A 21,271-nucleotide genomic window follows, 5' to 3' on the forward strand; every position below is an offset into this window, starting at 1 on the left:
GTCCGCGTGGCCTCCTCTCGCGCCCACCAGGCCGTCTGCCTCATGGCCGCGGTCGTCTCGCCCCCCGGCCGCGGCTGGCGAGCCGGGTCCGCATGGCCTCCTCTCGCGCCGCGAGGCCGGCGGCCCCCTCGCGGCGATCCCGCCGCGCGTCGCTCGTGCCTGCGATCGATACTGTTCTCGTGGTGATGCGGCACTTCCAGCGGTGGACCGAGCGCTTCTCGGCCGGTTACGCCAGGCGCACCAGCTGGCTGCGCAAGCGCTCGCCCCTGTTCGACCACTTCTGGCGCACCAAGGAGCGCTACAACGAGGTGCTCGGCGGGCGGCTGTCGGCCGCGATCGCCTACTACGGGTTCTTCGCCACGTTCGCGCTCGCGATGGTCGCCTATGCCGTCACCATCAACATCTTCTCGGCGAACGCCCAGCTGGTCGACGATGTCGACCGCTTCCTGAGCCAGTACTTCACGTCGCTCGACACCAGGACGCTCAAGCAACAGGCGGGCACCATCCAGACCATCGGCCTGGTGAGCCTGCTGCTCGCGGGCATCGGGTGGGTCGATGCCTGGCGCTCCTCGCTGCGCGCGGTGTGGCGGCTCGACCAGCACCCGGGCAACTTTCTCGTGCTGCGCGTGGTCGACCTCGGCACCCTCATCATCTTCACTTTGATGATGGCCGTCTCGCTCGGCGTGACCGACGGGTTGGAGCGCCTGTTCAAGCTCGTCTCGGGCGGCGAGACGGGCATGTTCTGGGTGAAGGCGGGCGTGCAGGCGCTGGCATTCCTGATCAATCTGGCGATCGCACTCGGGCTGATGACGGTGATCCCGCGCATGCACATGTCGGCCAAGCGGCTGCTCCCGTCCATCCTGGCCATCGCGGTCGGGCTGACGCTGCTCAACTGGATCGGCCGCTATTTCATCGTCGAGCGCACCGAGCGCAATCCGGCGTACCAGATCGTCGCCACCTCGGTTGGCCTGCTGGTTTATCTGTATCTGTTCAATCAGATCGTCATCTGGGCGGCCGCGTGGGCGGCCACCGCGCAGAACGGGCGCGTGTTCGACCTGGCCTGGGGACGCCCGCGGGAGCACGACACGCTGGAGGGCTCTGCGCTGTCGGAGTAGCGACCACTCATGATGGTGCGATGGGTGCACTCATGACATTGGAGCTGGAGCCGGATTCTCCCCAGCATGACCTACCGTGGATCATCACGTTCGGCCCGTTGAACGACGACGAGGATTGGGAGCCTGTCGTCTGCGGGCCATACGAGCGGCCGCACGCGATGGCACTTGCCCAGCATCTGGTCGCCGATGAGGACGTCATGGCGGTGGTCGAGCCGCTGCTTCCGGCGACCGAGCTCCGCCAGATCCGCTCCGCGATCGAGCTGTCCCAGCAGAACGCGCTGGAGGACATCGACGAGGAGGAAGAGGACGACTCGCTGGACACCGACCTGGCACACGAAGACCACACGCACGAGGAAGAGGGGATGCATGTGGCCGACGAGCCCACGCCCGACGAGATCCGGGCCGGGTTCGCGCGCCTGTCAGCCCGGCTGACCACTTAGCGGAAAGTGCCGGATGGGCCGCCAGTGCCCATCCTCACCATGTTCGTAGCGTGTGAAGTGGTCGACGTCGAAGCGGGCATCGTAGCCCGCGAGCCGTTCATACACCGCGTCCATCGCCTCCTCGGCGATGTCGTGTGCCACCGTGACGTGCGGGTGGTACGGGTGGGCAAGCTCTCGTTCCAGCGGGCCGCTGCGCACCGCTTCGGCGAGGCGTTCGCACTCGCTGATCCCGGCGGCCACGGCCACGAACACCACCCGGCTCACCGGGCGGAACGTGCCCGTGCCGCGTAGGTGGATGCTGAACGGAGGCTGCGTCCGCGCCACCTTTTCCAGGTGCTCATCGATATCCTCGGGCCCGATGAGGGTCGGGCCGAGCAGCGTGATGTGCGATGGGATCAGCGCGGCGGCGGGGTCACCGGTGGCCGCGCGGTGCGCGTCGAGCTGGGCGCCCCAGGGCTGCGGGATGCCGATCGCCACGCCTATCGTCCGCGTTGTGCGCGCCAACTACGCGGCCGGGCGCAGGAAGCCGACCCGGTCGTACACCCTGGACAGGGTCTGCGCCGAGACCGCGCGGGCCTTCTCGGCACCGATCGCGAGCACCTTGTCCAGCTGCGCCGGGTCGTCGAGGTATTCATTGGTCTTCTGCTGGATCGGCGTGATGAAGCCCACGACCACCTCGGCCAGATCCTTCTTCAGGTCGCCGTAACCCTTGCCCGCGTAGGCGTTCACGAGGTCGTCGACGGCCCGGCCGGTGAGCGCGGAGTAGATGGTGAGCAGATTGCTCACGCCCGGCTTGGTCTCGGGATCGTAGAGGATGTCGCGCCCGGTGTCGGTCACCGCCGACTTGATCTTCTTGGCGGCCTTCGCCGGATCCTCGCGCAGCTCGATCAGGCCGTTGGGGGTGGACGACGACTTGGACATCTTCGCCGTCGGGTCCTGCAGATCGAAGATCTTCGCCGTTTCCCGGATGATGTGCGGCTTGGGCAGCGTGAACGTCTGGCCGAACCGGTGATTGAACCGCTGCGCCAGGTCGCGGGTGAGCTCGATGTGCTGCCGCTGATCCTCGCCCACCGGCACCTCGTCGGCCTGATAGAGCAAAATGTCGGCCGCCTGCAGGATGGGGTAGGTGAACAGGCCCACACTCGCCTGCTCCACCCCCTGCTTGGCCGACTTGTCCTTGAACTGCGTCATCCGGCTGGCCTCGCCGAACCCGGTGATGCAGCCCATGACCCAGCCCAGCTGGGCATGCTCGGGGACGTGTGACTGCACGAACAGCGTGCTGCGCGACGGGTCCAGCCCGACCGCCAGCAGCTGGGCCACGCTGGCCCGGGTGCGGTCGCGCAGCAGCTTCGGATCGTGCCCCGCCGTGATCGCATGCAGGTCGACGACGCAATAGAAGGCGTCGTGCGTGTCCTGCAGCGTGACCCAGTTGCGCACCGCACCGAGGAAATTGCCCAGATGGTACGAGTCGGCGGTGGGCTGGATGCCGGAGAGCACACGTGGACGAGACATAGGCCTATCCTATGGAACCCGATTGAGGACAGGTGACTCACCTAAGCGTGCGCGACGACATGGCAGACCTCTACCACGCCAGCTATCGACGGCTGGTGGCGCAGGTCTATGCCTTCACCACGGATCTGAGCGAGGCACAGGACGCTGTGCAGGAGGCGTTCGCCCGCGCGCTGGCCCGTCCCTCCTTCGGCGGCGACATCGACGCGCCGGAGGCGTGGCTGCGCACCGTGGCAATCAACATCGTGCGCCGCCGCTGGCGTCGCCGGCAGCTGCTCAACACGATCATGCTGCGGGAGCGGCCGCTGGCGCGCATGGTCGAGGAGGCCCCGTCGCCCGCGCATGCGGATCTTCGTGACGCGCTGGCGGCCATTCCGCGCGCGTACCGTGAGGTGATAGTCCTGCACTACCTGGCCGATCTGCCGGTGGACGAGGTGGCCGCGATTCTGGAGGTACCGGTGGGAACCGTGAAGTCCCGCCTCTCCCGGGGGCGTGAGGCGCTCAAGGGACTGCTCGACGACGTCGAGGCGCCGCCGCTGGACCAGGTCAAGCAGCGTGCGCGCACGATACGCACGCGGCGGCGGGTGGCGCAGGCGGGCGCGGCGCTGGCCGTGGTGGCCGTGTCAGCCGTGCTGTTCTTCCCGTTCGATCCACAAACGACAGTGCCGCCCGCCGAAAGCTCGCCGCCCGTGACGTCGTACAGCGGGGCGGGCCTGACCCTGCGCAGCGTGCCGGAGGTCGGCACGGCGCCGGATCTGCCCGGCACGATCGATCGGTTCGAGATCAGCGGCACGTCGGCCTATCTGTCCACAACGGACGGTGCGCGGGCGGTGTCCATCGATGGGGGCCAGACGTGGGTGGTGAGCGATCAGGTGCAGCTGCCCGACGATCCGGCCCCGCTGCCGGACTTCCCGCACGTGTGGGCTCATCAGGACCCCAGCGGTGTGCTCGTCGCCGCCGGGGTGAAGGACGGCACGCCCACGGTGGCCTATCAGGGCGCCGGCGGTTGGAAGACCCTGCTGAGCGCGACCCAGGGCGACGGCATCACGGCCACCATGCGCGAAGGCAAGCTCACCGTGCTGGTCCTGCGCGGCCAAACAATCGTCGAAGTGCACACCGGCGACACGCGCGGCCTGAACCGGGTGCCCGGCACCATGCAGCTGGCGGTCAACGGCGAGCCCGTCATGCTGCCCGACGGCCGTTTGCTCGTCGCCGACACGACCAACAACTGGCAGCTCAGCTCCGACAACGGGGTGTCGTGGCAACGGGTCACGACCATGCCACCGGTCGGCTCGCTGCGCCAGACCAACACCGGCTATGTGGCGCTCGGCCTGTTCCCGCCCGCGGGCTGGATCGCCGTCTCCGCCGACGGGGTCAACTGGCAGAAGCTACCGATCCGCTAGCCAGACGGCCGTGTCGGGCGGGAGCGTGTCGGTGACCGGGCCGCTCGCCATGAGCACGGTGCCTTCGATCGGGACCGGCGATTGCGAGGTGTTGAGCACCACGCGCCGGTCGCCGCGCCGGAACGACAGCACGCCATCGGCGACGTCGAGCCATTGGATGTCGCCGCGGAAGCCGCGCCGCAGCCGGATCGCCTGCCGGTAGAAGTTGAGCGTGGAGCCCGGGTCGTGCTCCTGCTTGTCGGCGGTGATCGCGTCCCAGCGGGCGGGCATCGGCAGCCACGGGTTGGTCCACGCGCCCTCGGCCCATGGGATGGGCACGCGGCAGCCGTCGCGGCTTTCGCCCGTGCGGAGGAAGGCCGGATCCTCGCGGAGCTCCGGCGGCAGGTCGGTGACCTCGTCGAGGCCGAGCTCCTCGCCGTTGTAGAGGTATGCCGATCCGGGCAGCGAGAGCATAAGCAGGGTCGCGGCCCTGGCACGGGCGAGACCGCCGTAGCGGGTCACGTGCCGCGGCTTGTCGTGATTGGACAGCACCCAGGTGGTCGGCGCGCCGACGAGTTCCGCCTCCGCCAACGACTTCTCGATCACCACGCGGAACGACTTGGCGTCGAACTCGGCCACCATGAAGTCGAAGTTGAACGCCTGGTGCAGCTCGTCGCGCCCGATGTAGCGGGCCAGCCGGGCGGGTGACGAAACCCATGCCTCGGCCACGGCCATCGCACCGTACTCGTCGAGGATCGGACGCCACTCCCGGTAAATCTCGTGCACGCCGTCCTGGTCGAAGTACGGCAGTTCGGCGGTCGTCATCAGCTCGATCTGCCGATGCCCGAGCGCGCCCACGTCGGGCAGGCCGTCAGCCTTGATCATGCCGTGCGCCACGTCGATGCGGAACCCGTCCACGCCGCGTTGCAGCCAGAAGCGCAGCACGTCTTTGAAGAACGCGTGCACGTCCGGGTGCGACCAGTTGAAGTCGGGCTGCGACGGGTCGAACAGGTGCAGATACCACTGCCCGTCGGGGACCTGAGTCCAGGCGGGGCCGCCGAAGATGGACTCCCAGTCGTTGGGCTGGTCGCGGAAGATGTATCTGTCGCGGCCAATGCCGGCCAACGCTTCCCGGAACCACGGATGTTCGCTGGACGAGTGGTTCGGCACGATGTCCACGATCACGCGGATGTTCAGCTCGTGCGCCCGGCCTATTAAAAGGTCGAAATCTGCGAGGGTACCGAAGCGCGGGTCCACGTCGCAGTAGTCGGCCACGTCGTAGCCGCCGTCCGCGAGCGGCGAGGTGTAGAACGGGCTCAGCCAGATCGCGTCGACGCCCAGCGCGCTCAGGTATTCGAGCTTGTCGTACACGCCGATCAGATCGCCGGTGCCGTCGCCGTTTCCGTCGGCGAAGCTGCGGGGGTACACCTGATACACGACGGCATCGCGCCACCAGTCGTTGGCCACCTCGTTCGTCACCCGGAGAAGGATGCCCTGCAACCACTGCAAGAGTCAAGCAGAGTCTTGCTGAAAGTTTCAAGCACAGCTCTCTTCAGGTGAAGCCGTGCTTGGGCGCCGATGGGCTCATCGCGAAGCGTTCAACCCCACCGGCTGCCGGAGATCAGGGTGCTGCGGTGGTGGAGCCGCGCACGACGAGCTCGGGTCGGAAGATGTACTCCGAGTGGGGCGCCGGATGCCCCTTGATCTCGTCGACCAGTGCCCGGACGGCCGCCACGGCCATCGCCTGAACCGGCTGGCGCATCGTGGTCAGCGGCGGATCGGTGAAGGCGATCAGCGGCGAGTCGTCGTAGCCCACGATCGACACGTCCCTGGGCACCTGCAGCCCACGCTGCCGCGCGGCCCGGATCGCGCCGAGCGCCATCAGGTCCGACCCGCACACGAACCCGGTCACCCCGCGATCGAGCAGGCGAGACGCGGCCGCGTCGCCGCCCTCGACACCGAACCACAGCGAGAGCGAGATGAGCTCGTCGATCTGTCTGTCGGGCAGCCCGACCACGCGCTTCATCGCCGCGCGGTACCCCTCGATCTTGCGCTGCACCGGCAGGAACCGGTCGGGCCCGGTGATAAGCCCGATGCGTTGGTGTCCCAGCGCGGCCAGATGGGTGACCGCGAGATCGCCGGCCACCCGGTCGTCGCACGAGACGAACGGAGCCTCGATGCTCGGGCTGTACCCATTGATCAGCACGATCGGCAGCGGCCGTGCGACCAGCTTCTTGTATCGGTCGGGATCGCTGCTGGTGTCGGCGTGCAGCGCGGACACGAACACGATCCCGCTCACCTGCCGGTCGAGCAGCATCTCCACGTATTCGTCCTCGGTCACTCCGCCCACGGTCTGCGTACACAGCACCGGCGTGAACCCCTGCTGGGCCAGCGACGTCTCGATCACCTGCGCGAACGCCGGGAAGATCGGGTTTTCCAGCTCGGGCACGACCAGCCCGACCAGCCCGGCGCTGCGCTTGCGCAAGCGCGCGGGCCGCTCGTAGCCGAGAACGTCGAGCGCGGTCAGCACCGCCTGACGGGTTTCCGAGGAGACCCCTGGGCGGTCGTTGAGCACCCGGGACACCGTCGCCTCGCTGACTTCTGCCTGCTGAGCGATGTCGGCTAGTCGTGCACGCATGGCGGCATGCTAACCGAAATCAGTCACGATTTGTGATCCGAGCACTGCAACGCCTTCCAAAATTTGAAACGTCTTGCTAACGTCCCGGCAACCGTTTCAGTGAAGGAGACGTTCACATGCGTTCGATAGTCGCGGTTGCCGCATTAGGCCTACTGCTCGGTGCTGCGGCCTGCGGCGGGGACACCACACCGCAGACCCAGCCGAGCAAGGACAAGGGCAGCGGCAAGCTCGAGATCTGGGCCGACCCCAAGCGGACGGCCGCGCTCAAGCCCTTCGCCGAGCAGTTCGGCAAGGAAAACGGCGTGCAGGTGGAGGTCAAGGAGATCGCCGAAAACCTCCAGCAGACCTTCGTCACCGCCTCGCAGCAGGGCAGCGGACCGGACGTCGTGGTCGGCGCGCATGACTGGATCGGCAACCTGGTGCAAAACAGCGCCATCGACCCGGTGAACCTGACCGCCGCGCAGAAGAGCGGGTTCGAGGCGAGCGCGCTGAAGGCCGTCACGTTCAACGGACAGGTGTATGGCGCCCCCTACGCCATGGAGAATCTCGCGCTCATCCGCAACACCGAGCTGGTGCCCACCGCCCCGGCCAGCATCGAGGACCTCGTCAAGGCGGGCCAGGACCTCAAGGCCGCGGGCAAGGTCTCCGAGATCCTGTGCCTGCAGGTCGGTGCGCAGGGCGACGCGTACCACATCTATCCCTTCTTCGCCTCCGCGGGCGGCTCGCTGTTTGGCAGCACGTCCTCGGGCGACCCCGACCCCAAGAACGTCACCGTGGGCTCGGCCGACTCGGTGAAGGCGTTCACCAAGCTCAAGGAGCTGGGCGAGCAGGGCTCCGGCGCGCTGAAGACCTCGATCGCCGCGGAGAACTCCATCGCGTCGTTCGCCGGCAAGAAGTGCGCGTTCCTCGTCTCCGGCCCGTGGGCGACCAAGGACATCAAGGCCGGCGGCGTCAAGTACGACATCAGCGCGGTGCCCGGCTTCGCCGGCGGCAAAAAGGCCACGCCGTTCCTCGGCGTGCAAGCGTTCTTCGTGGCGTCCAAGGCCAAGAGCAAGGCGCTGGCACAGGAATTCGTCGCCAACTACGTGACCAACAAGGACGTCGCCAAGGCGCTGTACGACGCCGAGCCGCGCCCGCCGGCGCTGACCGCCGCGATTGCCGTGGTCAAGACCAGCGACCCGGACCTGGAGAAGTTCCTCGCGGCGGGCAAGGACGGCTTCCCGATGCCCGCGATCCCGGAGATGGCGGCGATCTGGGGCCCGTTCGGCCAGGCCGAGGTGGCGGTGGTCAAGGGCGAGGACCCTTCCACGGCCGCGGCCGCCGCGCAGACCGCGATCCTGGCAACACTGAAGAAGTAACGTACGACGATGGGTTTCCTCATCGGGCGGGTCGCGGCGGTGGGCATCACCGCCGCGGTCCTGCTTTACACGGTCCCGCCGCTGATCCGCACGCAATCCTGGACCATGCTGGGGATTCTCGCCGCCGTGACGGCCGCGGTTTCCTACCTCTACCTGACCAAGCGCCACGTGCCGGCGAAGTACCTCGTGCCCGGGACCATCTTTTTGCTTACCTTCCAAGTGATTCCCGTGCTCTACACGTTCACTGTGGCGTTCACGAACTATGGGGACGGGCATCGCGGGTCCAAACAGGAGGCTGTCGGGGCGATCGAGCGCGAGTCGCTGGTGGAGATCCCCGGGGCGCCGGACTACGCGCTGACCGTGGCGGCGCGCGGTGGCGAGGTCGTGTTCCTGTTGGTGGATCGCGAAACCAAGGCCGTGCAGGTGGGCACGGCCGAGGGACTGTCGCCTGTGGACGATGCTGAGGTCAGTCTCACGGGCAAGGTGCTCGGCGCTCCCGGATACGAGATTTTGCCGGCGGGCGAGCGTGACGGCGAGGTGCAGGCGCTGGCTGTGCCGACGGCGCGCGGCGCCATCAAGTCCAGCGGGCTGAGCCGGGCCATCGAGTTTCATGCCAACCGGAAGTATGACCCGGCCTGTGATTGCATTTCCGATTCCGGTACCGGGCAGAGGTGGACCGCGGACGACGAGGTGGGCTATTTCGTCGCCGCGGACGGGACCAACCTGATCCAGGGGTGGAAGGTGAACGTGGGCCTGGCCAACTTCACCCGCGTCGTGAGCGATCCCACCATCTCAGGGCACTTCCTCGGGGTACTCATCTGGAACTTCGCTTTTGCCCTTGGCTCGGTGGCCTTGAGCTTCGCCCTCGGCATGGTGTGCGCGTTGGCCCTGCACCACCCCCGGATGCGGGGGACGCGAATCTATCGCGTGCTGCTGATCCTGCCCTATGCCATGCCGAGTTTCGCCATGCTGCTGGTGTGGCGGGACATGTTCAACACCGACTTCGGGCTCATCAACCGCATGCTGGGCACGGACATCGACTGGATGGGCTCGCCCACGGGCGCGCGGCTGTCGCTGCTGCTCGTGAATCTGTGGCTCGGGTTTCCCTACATGTTCCTGGTCACAACCGGTGCGCTGCAAGCGATTCCGCGTGAGCTGACCGAGGCGTCCAGCATTGACGGCGCGTCGGCTTGGCAGGGCTTCCGCCGGGTCACGCTGCCGCTCCTGCTCGTCGCGCTCTCCCCGCTGCTGATCGCCTCATTCGCGTACAACTTCAATAATTTCAACGCGGTCCGCTTCATCACCAACGGCGGCCCTTACCCGGTCGACAACAATCTGGTGGGCAAGACCGATTTGCTGATCACGTACACCTACCGGCTCGCGTTCGAGGGCGGGTCGGGCCAGTTCGGTTTCGCGTCGGCGATCTCGGTGTTCATCTTCGCCATTGTGGCAACGATTTCGGCCATCGCGTTCCGGCGCACGCGGGCGCAGGAGGAGGTTTACTCGTGAGCAAACTCCTTTGGCGGCACGGTGTTGTCCTGCTGGTGGTCGCGTTTTCGTTGGTGCCCATCCTTTTCGTGCTGTCGGCGGCGCTGAATCCACTCGGCACGCTCAACAGTTCGGAGCTCTACCCGACAGGCGCGACGGTGAAGAACTTCGCCAAACTGTTCTCCGATCCCGACCACTCGTTCGGCCGTTGGTTCGTCAATTCCGTCTTCATCGCGCTCGCATCGTCATTCGCCAGCGTTTTCCTCAGCGTGTGCGCGGCCTACGCGTTCAGCCGCATGCGTTTCGCCGGGCGGCGCGTGGGGCTGCTGTCGCTGCTGCTGATCCAGATGTTCCCGCAGTTTCTGGCCATCGTGACCATCTTCATCATCTTCACGGAGGTGACCGAGCTGTACCCGGCGTTCGGGTTCAACTCGGTGTGGGGATTGCTTTTGCTGTACCTTGGCGGGGCACTCGGGGTCAACACCTACCTCATGAAGGGGTTCCTCGACACGGTGCCCAAGGAGTTGGACGAGTCGGCGACGGTCGACGGGGCGTCGCACGCGCAGATCTTCTGGCGCATCATCCTGCCGCTGGTGGCGCCGGTTTTGGCCGTGACCGCGATGCTGGCGTTCATCGGGACCATCAACGAGTTCCTGATGGCCAACATCTTCCTGCGGGCGGACGACTCGAAAACGTTGGCAGTGGGGATGTTTGGCTTGCTCGGCCCGGACAACCGCAACGTCAACTTCGGCATCTTCGCGGCAGGCACCCTCATCACCGCCGTGCCCACTGTCGCCGTCTTCTTATGGCTCCAACGCTACATCGTGTCGGGCCTCACCATGGGCGCCGTCAAAGGCTAGCGCTCCCTCCCGAAAGGGGGAGGGTCATGAGGATGGCGCGGGGGTGCTCCGGGCACGGGCCGACGGGAGTGAAGCCCACCTTGAGGTAGGACCGGTAGGCGGGCTCGTTGGACTCGTAAACGTCCAGCTCGACGGTCTCGCTGCCCCGATCGCGTGCCCACTGCGTGACCGCGTCGATGAGCGCCCGGCTCGTTCCCGTGCCGCGCGCCTCGGGCGACACCCACATCGAGATGAGGATCGTCGTTTGTGGACTCTTGGCGATCGCCGCCGCCATGCCGACGGGCTTGTCGCCAAGGTACGCCGCGAAAGGCTGACCGTTGGCCGGCCACGCGCGCCATTCCTCCTCGGTGCGCTCAAGCGATTGCTCATATGTCCCGCCGAACGCCTCCGGCGCATCGAGCAGCGCGGCCAGCCGCAGCTCGCGCACCGTCTGCCAGTCGTCGGGACCCAGCGGTCTCACCTCAACCATGGTGGAAGTCTGCCGTCCCCGTTGGCCGGGCGCATCTTCTTTTGCAGGCGCGAGTGCTGCCGGCCCGCGATGTCGCGGATCATGAACGTCGTCTCCCGGACGTCGTCGCTCACCAGGCGGCGTCGCGCACGAGCAGCGCGGCCTGGACGCGGTTCGTGCAGTCCAGTTTGGTCAGGATGCGGCTCACGTAGGTCTTGATGGTCGCCTCGCTCATGCTCAGCCGGCGCGCGATGTCGGCATTGGACAGACCCTCGGCGACCAAGCGCAGCACATCGGCCTCGCGATCGTTGAGCGCGGCGAGGCGGCGCCCGGCCGCCTTGCGCCGCCGGGCATCCTCGGGCGTCACCATGCCGAGCAGGAGGCGGGTGACCGCGGGCGACAGGTAGGCGTCGCCCTCGTGAGCGGCGCGCACCGCGCGAATCAGCTCGTCGGGCGTGCAGTTCTTGAGCACGAACCCGGCCGCGCCCGCCGCGACGGCGCGCAGCACGTTGGGCTCGTCGCCAAACGACGTCAGCACGACCACCTTCGGGCCTTTGATCCGCCGCAATTCCTCCAGCGCGCTCAGCCCGTCGAGCACCGGCATCTTGATGTCCACCAGCGCCACGTCCGCCCGATGGCGCAGCGCCTCGTCCACCGCCGCGCGCCCGTCGGCCGCGAGGGCCACGACCTCGATATCGCCCGCCGAACCCAGCACGGTGGCGATGCCCGCCCGGATCAGCGGCTCGTCGTCGGCCACCAGCACGCGAATCGCCACCCCACCACCCTAATTTGGCGGGAACCGATCCGCCTCATCGCGCGCCAAGCAGGATGTGCGGGTGGATCCGACCCTTCTCGAACCGGCGACGTTCGCCTCGGTGTATTCGCGGGAGTACGCCGGGTTGGTGCGCCTTGCCTACCTGACGACGGGCAGCGTGGGCGCGGCCGAGGAGGTGGTCCAGGATGTCTTCGCCGCCTGGTACCGGCATGGCGCGCATGTCAGGGACCCGGCCGCCTACCTGAGATCGCTTCCGCGCTCGGTTGCCGCGTCGGGACCGTCAAGTCGATGTTGCATCGGTCGCTGGCCACGATGAAGGAGCTTCTCGATGAATAAAACCGCGGAGGATAGGGTACGGTCTGCCGTCCGCGCCATCGCCGATGAGCCCGATTTTCGGGCCAAAGCGGTTGTCGTGCAACGGAAACCTCAAGCGTGGCGCAGGCTTGCACCGGCCGTGGCAGCGCTTGCCGCGTTGGCCGCCGCCACGGTGGTGATCCTCGCGCCGGGCATGGCTGGCCGGGCGCCGGTCACGCCCACCGCGCCGGATGGTCCGGTGGTGCTGCCGCAGGAGATCGGCGGCATGTCCATGCTCACCGCGAGCCTGTCCGACGCGCCGCTGCGGCAACCGGGGCTCCTCGTGCTACGCCACGCCGTGATCGGCACATTCTTCGGACTCAGCCAGGTCGTGGTCGTCGGCCGGGATGGGCGGACGTACCGGCGGGTGGATCTCGCCGAGGAGCGCGGCGGCCACGGGCTCGACGGGGAGTTTCGGGGCGCGCAGGCGCTGCTGTCACCGGATGGCCGGCACCTGGCGATCGGCCGCTATCGGGGGAGCGCCACGGAGATCCCGGTGCTGGACCTGGTCACCGGTGAGCGGCGGGACTACCGGTTGGACAAGCCGACCGGCTATCACCTCGTCGCATGGTCCCACGACGGGCGCAAACTCGCCATGGCGGTGGACGAGGAGGCCGACCCGGCCGACGACCACTTCCAGAAGGGCGAGAAGTTCTATTCCGGATATCCGCTGGCCGTCCTCGACCTGGTCGCCGGGGAGTTTTCCGCGGTACCGGAGGTGCTGTTCCATCCGCTGGGAAGGAACGGGCAGTTCGCGCCGGACGGGCGTCTGGGCGTGCCCACGGCGACCGATGTCGCCACCAGTGCGCCCGTATCGTGGATGACGGTCGTCGAGTTCGGCGCGGACACGGGCAGGCGTCGGGGAGGGCTATGCCAAACTCGATCGGATGCTCGCCGAAGGCATTGCCGACCATCGCCCTGCCGAGCGGCACCGCCGGATCGCCGGCGGGTTCACCCAACGTGTCCGCGGCACCAAGGACTGGGAGGCCCCCTCGCCGGTGGCCGGATGGACGGCCCGCGACGTGGTGCGCCACCTCGTCGAGTGGTTCCCGCCGTTCCTCGCGGCCGGTTCCGGTGTGGAACTGGAGCGGGGGCCGAGCGTCGACGAGGATCCCGTCGCCGCGTGGGAGACACAGTCGGCCGCAGTGCAGGCCATCCTGGATGACCCGGCCACACCGCAACGGCTGCTGGCCAACCGGCACCTTGGCGAGATACCCCTCGATCAGGCGATCGACCGGTTCTACACCTCCGACGTGCTCATGCACACTTGGGATCTGGCCCGCGCCACCGGCCAGGACGACCGGCTCGACCCCGCCGAGTGCGCCATGCTGCTCGCCGGCATGGAGCCCATCGAGGAGGCGATGCGCTCGTCGGGACAATACGGCCCGCGCGTGTCCGTCCCCGCCGACGCCGACGCCCAGACCCAGATGCTCGGGTTCATCGGACGCGACCCGTTCTGGACTCCCGCCTGACCCGCCCAGCCCCGGCCTTGAAAGCGTTGTCGTCGTGGGCCACCTGCACCGCACCGATCTGCCCCGCCAGCCGGGAGCCAGGGCTATGAGCTCCCGGCCCCGGCGCCACGGCTCAGGGCGACACGCCCACGACCATCGTCGCGGGCAGGAACATGAACATCAGCACCGCCGCGGCCACACCGACGGTCAAAATGCGCGCGCGGCTCACCGGTTCGTGCGCGTAGGGCAGCATCGCGACGAGCCGGAAATCGCCACCTTCCACACGGTTGTCGAGGAAACCGCCCGCCTGGCGCACCCGCTCATCCAGCCCAGCAAGCCCATGCCCCACAACCGCCACCTGGCCGCCCATGGCCGGGCCGCCCGCCGCAGGCGGCAGCAGGGCAGGCGGTGGCGGGGCGGGTGATGGTGGTGCGAGGGGCGGTGGGGTTGCGGCGGATAGCGGGCGCGCGGCGAGGGTCGGGCTGGGCGCGGGGTTGGTGAGGGTGAGCAGCAGGGCGTCGGGCTCCCAGGAGACCCGCATGGTGACCGGTTGGCCGGGCGCGTGCTTGGCGGCGTTGGTCAGGCCCTCTTGCGCCACGCGGTATGCGGCCTCGCCCACCTCGGGCGCGAGCGGCCGGGGCCGGCCCGCGTGGTGGAGCGCGACCGGGACTCCCGCCGCGCTGAAGTCGACGGTCAGCCGGTCGATCGCCTCGACCCGTGGCACCACACCGACGGTGGGGGACCCGCGCAGCGTGGCGACCATCTGGTGGAGCTCGTTTGTCGCCGCCCGCACGGACGTGGCCAACTGGGCGACCGCCTGCCTGTGCTGTGGCGGCAGGTCGGAGACTTCGAGCGCGGCGGCCTGGATGGAGGCGAGGCTGAGCCGGTGGCCGAGCGAGTCGTGCATGTCGCGCGCGATGCGCAGCCGGCTGTTTTGCTCCAATGTGGACAACAGCCGCTCGTGCTGCGCCACATAGCGACCGGCCAGCATGGGCAGCGCCACGAACACCAAGAAGGTGGCCACCACGTGCGCAGCGGAGCGCGGCAGGATGGCCAGCTGCCCGCCGAGCGCTCCGAGCGCCGCGCCCACCGCCACGACAAACCCGGAACGCGTGACGATGCCACGCCCAGCCTGATAGGCGATCCACAGCAGCAGCACGAACGCCCCACCCGTGAATGACGCGAGCACAAGTGTCGCCACGAAGGCCGCGCTCACCGACCGGTGGCGCAGCACCACGATCAGCGCCACCGCCAGCCCGAAAAACGCACCGTCCACAACCGACGGATGCCGGGTGAGCAGGTGCAGAGCCACGTCACCCAGCGCCACGGCCATCGCGAGAAGCATGACGCCAACTTTAGTGAGCGGGTCCGACAACTTTCGCCGACTGCGCCCGGACCAGCGCTGACAATACGGTGAGGCGTGATCGAAGTGCATAACCTGAGCAAGAGCTACGGCAGCACGAAAGCCGTCGACGGCCTGTCCTTCACCATCCATCCCGGTCGTGTCACCGGCTTCCTCGGGGCCAACGGCGCGGGCAAGTCGACCACCATGCGCATGATGCTCGGCCTGGCCCGCCCGTCCACCGGCCACGTGCTCATCGACGGCGTGCCCTATCAGCACCTGACAAGGCCGCTCACCAAGGTCGGTGCGCTGCTTGAGACCAGGTCCGCCCACCCGGGCCGCCGCGCATATCAGCACCTGCGCTGGCTCGCGCAGAGCAACAACATCCCGGCGTCGCGCGTCGAAGCGGTACTCGAAGAAGTAGGTCTTCAAAACGAAAAAAGCAAGCGGGCCAAGGGATTCTCGCTCGGCATGGCCCAACGCCTGGCCATCGCCGCCGCGCTGCTGGGCGATCCGCCGATTCTCCTGCTCGACGAGCCGGTCAACGGGCTGGATCCCGAGGGCATCATCTGGATTCGTGAGCTCATGAAAAGCCTTGCCGCACAAGGGCGTACCGTGTTCGTCTCCAGCCACCTGCTCGGCGAGATGGCCAACACCGCCGAGCACCTGATCGTGATCGACCACGGCCGCGTACTGGCGGACACGACCGTGTCGGCGTTCATCGGCGAATCCACCTCGCTCGAGGATGCGTACCTGCGCGTGATCCAGCGATGATCCGGGCCGAACTGACGAAGATCCGTACCCTCCGCTCCACCTTCTGGGTCTTCCTCGCGACCTTCGCGCTCTGCGTGGGCCTCGGTTTCCTGATCGGTTTGAGCTTCCGGAACATCGCGGACGCCGGTGCCGACTCGCTCTTCGCGAGCTTCTACGCGGTGACCCTCGGCCAGATCGCGCTGGTCGTCTTCGGCGTGTTCGTGATCAGCAGCGAGTACTCCAGCGGCACGATCCACGCATCGCTCGCGGCCACCCCGCGCCGGGGCCGATTCTTCCTCGCCAAACTGGCCGCCACCACACCCGTCGTGCTCGTGCTCTCGCTCGTGACCATCGTGTCGATGTTCTTCGCCGCACGGGCCGGGCTGGGCCCGCGAGCGGTCCCGTTCGACGCGCGAGGTGTCGCGGGCGCGACCGTCTATCTCACGCTCATCTGCCTGTTCGCGACCGGCGTGGCCACGATGCTGCGCAGTGCGGCAGGATCATTGGCGATCCTGCTGCCCCTGCTGTTCCTCGGCTCCCAGGGCCTGGGCAACATTCCCAAGGTCAAAACCATCACGCAGTACCTCCCCGACCAGACCGCGTGGGTGATCATGCACCTGACCGGGCCGCCCGGCAGTGCGCAATTCGAGCGCCCCTACGGACCGTGGACGGGACTCGCCCTCACCGCGCTGTGGACACTCGCCGCACTGCTGGGCGGCTACGCCGTACTAAGAAAAAGGGATGTCTAGCGCCAGAAGACGGCGACGGCGGCGTTCAACAGCGTCATTCCCACGATGCCCAGGAAGTGGCCTTTGCCGACCTCTTGCTTCTTGCGCACCGCGATGACGGCCCCGAAGATGAGCACCGCGAGCACGGCCTTCACGCCGATCTTGGTGTAGTCGAGCTCGCGGTTCGGGAACGGCGCCGCCAGCAGGACGCCGGTCACCAGCATGCCGATCGACCCCCAGAACATGGCGTCGTTGATCCGCAGCTTCGCCGAAAGGTACTGCACGATCGCCCCGCCGAGCAGCATCGCGAACGCGATCAGGTGCGCGTAGCGGAGGATAAGTCGAAGTGTCTCCATGGTCAGGCAGCGTACGCGCGTTACTCTGTGTATATGCTCCGTCACCTAGTGACGTAATACACGCAAGAGTCACGTGCGGATAACGACCGTTCAACAAAGCCTCATGATTGGCGGTTGAACAGCCATCGCGAACGTAGGCTGCTCGTCATCGTTCTTTCTTGGGAGAGGAGACCATCTTGCGCACACCGCGTGGGATGAAGATCATCGCACTCACCGTGGCGGGTGGCCTCACGGTCGCCGCTGCCGCGTGCAGCCAACCCCCCGCCGACACAGGACCGGGCGGCACCACGACGTCCTTCAGCACCTGCATGGTCACCGACATCGGCGGCATCGACGACCGCTCCTTCAACGCCTCCGCGTGGGCGGGCCTTGAGGCTGCCAAGGGCGCCAACAGCGCGATCAGCACGAAATATGTCGCGTCCAAGTCCGAGGCGGACTACGAGCCCAACCTGCAGGGATATGTGAGCCAGAACTGCGACTTCATCCTCGCCGTCGGTGGTCTCATGTTCGACTCGACGAAGAAGGTCGCGGCGGCCAATCCCACCAAGCAGTTCGCGATCGTCGACGCCAACGTCGGGCAGCCCAACGTCTTCCCGATGCAGTTCGACACCGCGCAGGCCGCGTTCCTCGCCGGCTACCTCGCGGCGGGCTACTCCAAGACCGGCAAGGTCGCCACCTACGGCGGTCTGAAGATCCCGCCGGTGACCATCTTCATGGACGGTTTCGTCGACGGCGTGGCGCACTACAACAAGACCAAGAGCAAGAACGTCGAGGTCCTCGGCTGGAACAAAGCCACACAGGACGGCGCTTTTGCCGCGTCGTTCACCGACCAGGCCAAGGGCAAGGCGCTGTCGGACACGTTCATCGCGCAGGGTGCGGACGTGATCATGCCAGTGGCGGGTGGCGCCGGTCTCGGCACGGCCTCCGCCGCCGCGGGCAAGTATGCCGTCATCTGGGTCGATGTCGACGGTTGCAAGTCGGCGCAGCAGTACTGCTCGGCCTTCCTCACCACCGTGGTCAAGAACATGACCGACGCGGTGCGCGACGCGGCCGTGAAGGCGGCGGGTCAGAAGGGCACGCTCGTCACGGGCGGGTTCCTCGGCACGCTGGCCAACAACGGTGTCTCGCTCGCACCGTACAACGAGTTCGACAGCAAGATCGACGCGGCCCTGAAGTCGGAGGTCGACGCCCTCAAGCAGGAGATCATCTCCGGCAAAATCACGGTGACGTCGCCCGCACAGCCGAAGTGAACCGGAGCTTCGCGCTCACCGCCGCCCTTTCCACGGCGGTATGAAGGTCCGCGGCGAAGTCACTCCGTGCCGCCCCCTTTGGTGAGATCATCACCGGAGGGGGCGGCTCTATGTTTGCGGCGCGGCTTCCTCCACAATGGGCGGATCAAAGTTCACGTGGGCGATGAGGGAGGCCGCGGTGAGCGCGAGGAGTGAGCTCGCGGTCCCCGCAGTCGCGAACAACTGGAGGTTCTGCTGAGACTGGAATTGCGGGGCATCACGAAGCGGTTCGGTGACCTCGTCGCCAACGACCACATCGACCTCATCGTCGAGCCGGGCGAGATCCATGCCCTGCTGGGGGAGAACGGCGCGGGCAAGTCCACGCTCATGAATGTCCTCTACGGACTGTTGCAGCCGGACGAGGGCGAGATCCTCGTCGACGGCTCCCCACTCAAGCTCAAGGGGCCGGCCGACGCGATCCGCGCCGGGATCGGCATGGTGCACCAGCACTTCATGCTCGTGCCGGTGTTTACGGTCGCCGAAAACGTGATCCTGGGCGCCGAGCCGACACAGGGCGGGCCGATCGGCAGGCTGAGCCTCGACCAGGCGCGCCGCGAGGTGATCGAGGTGTCCGAGCGCTACGGGCTCCCGGTCGACCCGGACGCGGTGGTCGAGGACCTGCCCGTGGGCGTGCAGCAGCGGGTCGAGATCATCAAGGCGCTCACCCGCGACGCGGAACTGCTCATCCTCGACGAGCCGACCGCCGTGCTCACCCCGCAGGAGACCGACGACCTGCTGGAGGTCATGCGCGGGCTCAAGGAGTCGGGCAAGTCCATCGTGTTCATCTCGCACAAGCTGCGCGAGGTGAAGGCCGTGGCCGACCTGATCACCGTGATCCGGCGCGGCAAGGTGGTCGGCACGGCCGAGCCCAGCGCGGCACCCTCCGAGCTGGCCGAGATGATGGTCGGGCGCAGCGTGATCCTCACCGTGTCGAAGGAGCCGGCGCGCCCCGCCGATCCCGTGCTCAGCGTGAGCGAGCTCGTGGTCGCCGACGACCGGGAACACCGGGCCGTCGCGGGCGTCGACCTCGAGGTGCGCGCGGGCGAGGTGCTCGGGATCGCGGGCGTGCAGGGCAACGGGCAGACCGAGCTGGTCGAAGCGATCATGGGCCTGCGCAAGGTGATGGGCGGCAGGATCACGCTGCAGGGCATCGACATCACGACCATGTCCACCCGCGAGACGCTGGACGCGGGGGTTGGCTACATCCCCGAGGACCGCAGCGTCGACGGCCTGGTCAAGGAGTTCACCGTGGCCGAAAACCTGGTCCTCGACGCCTATCGCAGAGCCCCCTACGGTGGGCGGATCGCGCTCAACCTCGGCGGGATAGCGGCGTCCGCCAGGGAGAAGATTTCCGAGTACGACATCCGCGTGCAGTCGCACGAGCAGCCGATCAGTGCGCTGTCGGGCGGCAACCAGCAGAAGGTGATCGTCGCCCGCGAGATGTCGCGCCCGCTGAAGCTCCTCGTCGCCGCGCAGCCCACCCGGGGCGTCGACGTGGGCTCGATCGAATTCATCCACAACCGCGTGATCGCCGAGCGGGACGCGGGCGCCGCCGTGCTCGTCGTGTCCAGCGAGCTCGACGAGGTGCTGGCGCTGGCCGATCGGGTCGCGGTCATGTACCGCGGGCGCATCCTCGCGACCGTCGCGCCCGATACCCCCCGCGACAAGCTGGGCCTACTGATGGCGGGTGTCCATGATTGAGCCAGGCTCGCCGGACAAGGGCCCGGCCGCGCCCCCGGCCTTGGTCAAAGAGCATCGTGCGGCGCCGCGCAGGCGCAACCTGTGGCAGCTGTTCCGCGAGGAGTTCTGGGCCGCCAACACGTTCATGGTGACGTTCCTCGCGGTCGTGCTGGCGCTCGTGGCCGGGGCGATCATCATGATCATTGCCGATCCGGAGACCCGCGCCACCTGGTCGTACTTCTTCGCCCGCCCGGGCGACGCGTTGCAGGCCAGCTGGGGACTGGTCAGCGAGGCCTACGCCAACCTGTTCAAGGGCGCGATCGCCGACCCGGACCAGTGGAACCGCTGGTTCTGGAACATGGCCCCGTGGCAGCAGGCGCTTTACCCGATTTCCGAGACCTTGCAGTACGCGGCACCGCTCGCGCTGACCGGGCTGTCCTTCGCGGTCGCGTTCCGGGCGGGCCTGTTCAGCATCGGCGCGCAGGGCCAGGCGACGATGGGCTCGATCGCGGGCGCGCTCGCCGGTTTCCTCATCTCGGCGCCCGGCTGGTTGCACGTGCCGGTCGCGCTGCTGTGCGGGTTGCTCGGCGGCATGCTGTGGGGTTTCCTGCCCGGCTGGCTCAAGGCCAAGACCGGCGCCCACGAGGTCATCACGACCATCATGCTCAACTACATCGCGTTCCACTTCCTGACGTGGATTGTCATCCAGAAGGGCATCCAGGACCCGTCCCGCTCGGACGCCATCAGCTCCAAGGTGGACGAGACGGCGCGCCTGCCGCTGCTGTTCGACCCGTCGCTGCGGGCCAACCTCGGGATCGTGCTCGCCCTGCTGGCGACCGCGTTCGTGGGCTGGATGCTCAAGCGTTCGACGTTCGGGTTCGAACTGCGCGCGGTCGGGGCCAACCCGGACGCCGCGCGCACCGCGGGCATGAGCGTGGCCGCCACGATCATCCTGGTGATGACGCTCGCCGGTGGCCTGGCCGGCCTGGGCGGCGCGACCATGGTGCTCGGCACCGCCTACGCGCTGACCCCGTCGGTCGTGGGCACCATCGGCTTCGACGGCATCCTGGTCGCGCTGCTTGGCCGGGCCAGGCCGTGGGGCGTGCTCGCAGCCGCGCTGCTGTTCGGCGCGCTGCAGGCGGGCGGCAACCGGATGCAGTCGTTCTCGGGCATCTCGCTGGAGCTGGTCGGCGTGATCCAGGCGCTCATCGCGATCTTCGTGGCGGCGCCCGCCCTGGTCAAGGCGATCGTCCGGCTGCGGGAGAGCCGGACGGGCGGCGCGGCGGAATTGGCGAAGGGGTGAGC

General features: G+C 67.7%; 21 protein-coding genes and 1 pseudogene. 13 read left to right on the forward strand and 9 right to left on the reverse strand.

The genetic code is table 11. From position 1 onward, the window contains the following. Nucleotides 1-185: 185 nt before the first annotated feature. Both DM816_RS21360 and DM816_RS21365 read left to right on the forward strand, forming a co-directional pair. Nucleotides 186-1,115, forward strand: coding sequence for a YihY/virulence factor BrkB family protein (locus DM816_RS21360; protein WP_117212131.1), 930 nt, complete (start codon nt 186-188; stop codon nt 1,113-1,115). Between the two features lie 20 nt (nt 1,116-1,135). Continuing rightward, complete coding sequence (locus DM816_RS21365; RefSeq protein WP_117212108.1) at nt 1,136-1,555, forward strand: hypothetical protein; 420 nt, start codon at nt 1,136-1,138, stop codon at nt 1,553-1,555. Here the strand turns inward: DM816_RS21365 and DM816_RS21370 are convergent. Together DM816_RS21370 and trpS are read right to left on the reverse strand one after the other, a co-directional pair. Beyond that, nucleotides 1,535-2,032 carry a 2'-5' RNA ligase family protein gene (locus tag DM816_RS21370; protein ID WP_246002095.1) on the reverse strand — a complete coding sequence of 166 codons (498 nt, stop codon included), beginning with the start codon at nt 2,030-2,032 and terminating at the stop codon, nt 1,535-1,537. The genes DM816_RS21365 and DM816_RS21370 overlap by 21 nt on opposite strands. 27 nt (nt 2,033-2,059) lie before the next feature. After that, nucleotides 2,060-3,067 carry a tryptophan--tRNA ligase gene (gene trpS / locus DM816_RS21375; RefSeq protein WP_117212110.1) on the reverse strand — a complete coding sequence of 336 codons (1,008 nt, stop codon included), beginning with the start codon at nt 3,065-3,067 and terminating at the stop codon, nt 2,060-2,062. A 32-nt stretch (nt 3,068-3,099) separates the two neighbouring features. Between trpS and DM816_RS21380 the strand changes: the two genes are divergently transcribed. Then, nucleotides 3,100-4,467 (forward strand): RNA polymerase sigma factor, encoded by a 1,368-nt coding sequence (locus DM816_RS21380; RefSeq protein WP_246002096.1) that lies wholly within the window; start codon nt 3,100-3,102, stop codon nt 4,465-4,467. On the opposite strand, the gene DM816_RS21385 is transcribed toward DM816_RS21380, so the two are convergent. Both DM816_RS21385 and DM816_RS21390 read right to left on the reverse strand, forming a co-directional pair. Beyond that, nucleotides 4,453-5,925 carry a glycoside hydrolase family 13 protein gene (locus tag DM816_RS21385; RefSeq protein ID WP_246002097.1) on the reverse strand — a complete coding sequence of 491 codons (1,473 nt, stop codon included), beginning with the start codon at nt 5,923-5,925 and terminating at the stop codon, nt 4,453-4,455. The two genes, DM816_RS21380 and DM816_RS21385, sit on opposite strands and share 15 nt — an antisense overlap. Before the next feature lie 142 nt (nt 5,926-6,067). After that, nucleotides 6,068-7,084: a LacI family DNA-binding transcriptional regulator gene (locus tag DM816_RS21390; RefSeq protein WP_117212111.1), complete on the reverse strand. Its 1,017-nt coding sequence runs from the start codon at nt 7,082-7,084 to the stop codon at nt 6,068-6,070. A gap of 116 nt (nt 7,085-7,200) precedes the next feature. On the opposite strand from DM816_RS21390, the gene DM816_RS21395 reads away from it, so the two are divergent. Genes DM816_RS21395 through DM816_RS21405 form a run of 3 tightly spaced genes read left to right on the forward strand, consistent with a single transcriptional unit; the run spans nt 7,201 to nt 10,790 of the window. After that, nucleotides 7,201-8,442, forward strand: coding sequence for a sugar ABC transporter substrate-binding protein (locus DM816_RS21395; RefSeq protein ID WP_117212112.1), 1,242 nt, complete (start codon nt 7,201-7,203; stop codon nt 8,440-8,442). A 9-nt stretch (nt 8,443-8,451) separates the two neighbouring features. Further along, complete coding sequence (locus tag DM816_RS21400; RefSeq protein ID WP_117212113.1) at nt 8,452-9,951, forward strand: ABC transporter permease subunit; 1,500 nt, start codon at nt 8,452-8,454, stop codon at nt 9,949-9,951. After that, nucleotides 9,948-10,790, forward strand: a complete 843-nt coding sequence (locus tag DM816_RS21405; RefSeq protein WP_117212114.1) for a sugar ABC transporter permease — start codon at nt 9,948-9,950, stop codon at nt 10,788-10,790. The genes DM816_RS21400 and DM816_RS21405 overlap by 4 nt, the downstream gene beginning before the upstream one ends. On the opposite strand, the gene DM816_RS21410 is transcribed toward DM816_RS21405, so the two are convergent. Together DM816_RS21410 and DM816_RS21415 are read right to left on the reverse strand one after the other, a co-directional pair. Further along, nucleotides 10,780-11,259: a GNAT family N-acetyltransferase gene (locus DM816_RS21410; protein ID WP_117212115.1), complete on the reverse strand. Its 480-nt coding sequence runs from the start codon at nt 11,257-11,259 to the stop codon at nt 10,780-10,782. The genes DM816_RS21405 and DM816_RS21410 overlap by 11 nt on opposite strands. A gap of 109 nt (nt 11,260-11,368) precedes the next feature. Beyond that, on the reverse strand, nt 11,369-12,013 hold the full coding sequence (locus tag DM816_RS21415; protein ID WP_246002098.1) for a response regulator transcription factor: 645 nt from the start codon (nt 12,011-12,013) through the stop codon (nt 11,369-11,371). 61 nt (nt 12,014-12,074) lie between these two features. On the opposite strand from DM816_RS21415, the gene DM816_RS21420 reads away from it, so the two are divergent. Then, nucleotides 12,075-12,329 (forward strand): sigma factor, encoded by a 255-nt coding sequence (locus DM816_RS21420; RefSeq protein WP_211588788.1) that lies wholly within the window; start codon nt 12,075-12,077, stop codon nt 12,327-12,329. Nucleotides 12,330-12,439: 110 nt separating this feature from the next. Here the strand turns inward: DM816_RS21420 and DM816_RS42765 are convergent, their stop codons facing one another. Beyond that, on the reverse strand, nt 12,440-12,601 hold the full coding sequence (locus tag DM816_RS42765) for a hypothetical protein (protein WP_162907679.1): 162 nt from the start codon (nt 12,599-12,601) through the stop codon (nt 12,440-12,442). Nucleotides 12,602-13,254: 653 nt separating this feature from the next. Here DM816_RS42765 and DM816_RS21430 point away from each other — a divergent pair. After that, the gene (locus DM816_RS21430) at nt 13,255-13,839 is read left to right on the forward strand and encodes a TIGR03086 family metal-binding protein (RefSeq protein ID WP_117212118.1); all 585 of its coding nucleotides are present in this window, start codon (nt 13,255-13,257) and stop codon (nt 13,837-13,839) included. 112 nt (nt 13,840-13,951) lie between these two features. Here the strand turns inward: DM816_RS21430 and DM816_RS42770 are convergent, their stop codons facing one another. Further along, on the reverse strand, nt 13,952-15,163 hold the full coding sequence (locus DM816_RS42770; protein ID WP_162907680.1) for a sensor histidine kinase: 1,212 nt from the start codon (nt 15,161-15,163) through the stop codon (nt 13,952-13,954). Nucleotides 15,164-15,238: 75 nt separating this feature from the next. Here DM816_RS42770 and DM816_RS42775 point away from each other — a divergent pair. Further along, nucleotides 15,239-15,883: pseudogene (locus DM816_RS42775) on the forward strand (ABC transporter ATP-binding protein); the annotation flags it as partial. 47 nt (nt 15,884-15,930) lie between these two features. Further along, nucleotides 15,931-16,662 carry an ABC transporter permease gene (locus DM816_RS21440; protein WP_117212120.1) on the forward strand — a complete coding sequence of 244 codons (732 nt, stop codon included), beginning with the start codon at nt 15,931-15,933 and terminating at the stop codon, nt 16,660-16,662. Here DM816_RS21440 and DM816_RS21445 read toward each other — a convergent pair. Beyond that, entirely contained in the window at nt 16,659-16,997 is a 339-nt protein-coding gene (locus tag DM816_RS21445; protein ID WP_117212121.1) for a hypothetical protein, read from the reverse strand. The genes DM816_RS21440 and DM816_RS21445 overlap by 4 nt on opposite strands. Nucleotides 16,998-17,191: 194 nt before the next feature. Here DM816_RS21445 and DM816_RS21450 point away from each other — a divergent pair, with 194 nt between their 5' ends. The 3 genes from DM816_RS21450 to DM816_RS21460 all read left to right on the forward strand — a co-directional run bounded on the left by DM816_RS21450 (nt 17,192) and on the right by DM816_RS21460 (nt 21,269). Then, entirely contained in the window at nt 17,192-18,247 is a 1,056-nt protein-coding gene (locus DM816_RS21450) for a BMP family lipoprotein (protein WP_117212122.1), read from the forward strand. Between the two features lie 246 nt (nt 18,248-18,493). Then, nucleotides 18,494-19,987, forward strand: coding sequence for an ABC transporter ATP-binding protein (locus DM816_RS21455; protein WP_342768737.1), 1,494 nt, complete (start codon nt 18,494-18,496; stop codon nt 19,985-19,987). Beyond that, the gene (locus DM816_RS21460) at nt 19,980-21,269 is read left to right on the forward strand and encodes an ABC transporter permease (protein WP_117212124.1); all 1,290 of its coding nucleotides are present in this window, start codon (nt 19,980-19,982) and stop codon (nt 21,267-21,269) included. Before DM816_RS21455 ends, DM816_RS21460 begins: the two co-directional genes overlap by 8 nt. The last annotated feature ends 2 nt before the right edge of the window (nt 21,270-21,271 follow it).

It is taken from the genome of Allorhizocola rhizosphaerae, from assembly GCF_003426775.1.
Taxonomy (GTDB): domain Bacteria; phylum Actinomycetota; class Actinomycetes; order Mycobacteriales; family Micromonosporaceae; genus Allorhizocola; species Allorhizocola rhizosphaerae.

Bases quoted from the DNA above. Each gene is read 5' to 3' on its own strand.
- DM816_RS21450 (WP_117212122.1), top strand. From the start codon at position 17,192: ATGAAGATCATCGCACTCACCGTGGCGGGTGGCCTCACGGTCGCCGCT.
- DM816_RS21360 (WP_117212131.1), top strand. From the start codon at position 186: ATGCGGCACTTCCAGCGGTGGACCGAGCGCTTCTCGGCCGGTTACGCC.
- DM816_RS21430 (WP_117212118.1), top strand. From the start codon at position 13,255: ATGCTCGCCGAAGGCATTGCCGACCATCGCCCTGCCGAGCGGCACCGC.
- DM816_RS42765 (WP_162907679.1), bottom strand. From the start codon at position 12,601: ATGGACATGCCGCCGATCTCCTGCGGCAGCACCACCGGACCATCCGGC.
- DM816_RS42770 (WP_162907680.1), bottom strand. From the start codon at position 15,163: ATGCTTCTCGCGATGGCCGTGGCGCTGGGTGACGTGGCTCTGCACCTG.
- DM816_RS21410 (WP_117212115.1), bottom strand. From the start codon at position 11,259: ATGGTTGAGGTGAGACCGCTGGGTCCCGACGACTGGCAGACGGTGCGC.
- DM816_RS21395 (WP_117212112.1), top strand. From the start codon at position 7,201: ATGCGTTCGATAGTCGCGGTTGCCGCATTAGGCCTACTGCTCGGTGCT.
- DM816_RS21445 (WP_117212121.1), bottom strand. From the start codon at position 16,997: ATGGAGACACTTCGACTTATCCTCCGCTACGCGCACCTGATCGCGTTC.
- trpS (WP_117212110.1), bottom strand. From the start codon at position 3,067: ATGTCTCGTCCACGTGTGCTCTCCGGCATCCAGCCCACCGCCGACTCG.
- DM816_RS21390 (WP_117212111.1), bottom strand. From the start codon at position 7,084: ATGCGTGCACGACTAGCCGACATCGCTCAGCAGGCAGAAGTCAGCGAG.
- DM816_RS21365 (WP_117212108.1), top strand. From the start codon at position 1,136: ATGGGTGCACTCATGACATTGGAGCTGGAGCCGGATTCTCCCCAGCAT.
- DM816_RS21440 (WP_117212120.1), top strand. From the start codon at position 15,931: ATGATCCGGGCCGAACTGACGAAGATCCGTACCCTCCGCTCCACCTTC.
- DM816_RS21400 (WP_117212113.1), top strand. From the start codon at position 8,452: ATGGGTTTCCTCATCGGGCGGGTCGCGGCGGTGGGCATCACCGCCGCG.
- DM816_RS21460 (WP_117212124.1), top strand. From the start codon at position 19,980: ATGATTGAGCCAGGCTCGCCGGACAAGGGCCCGGCCGCGCCCCCGGCC.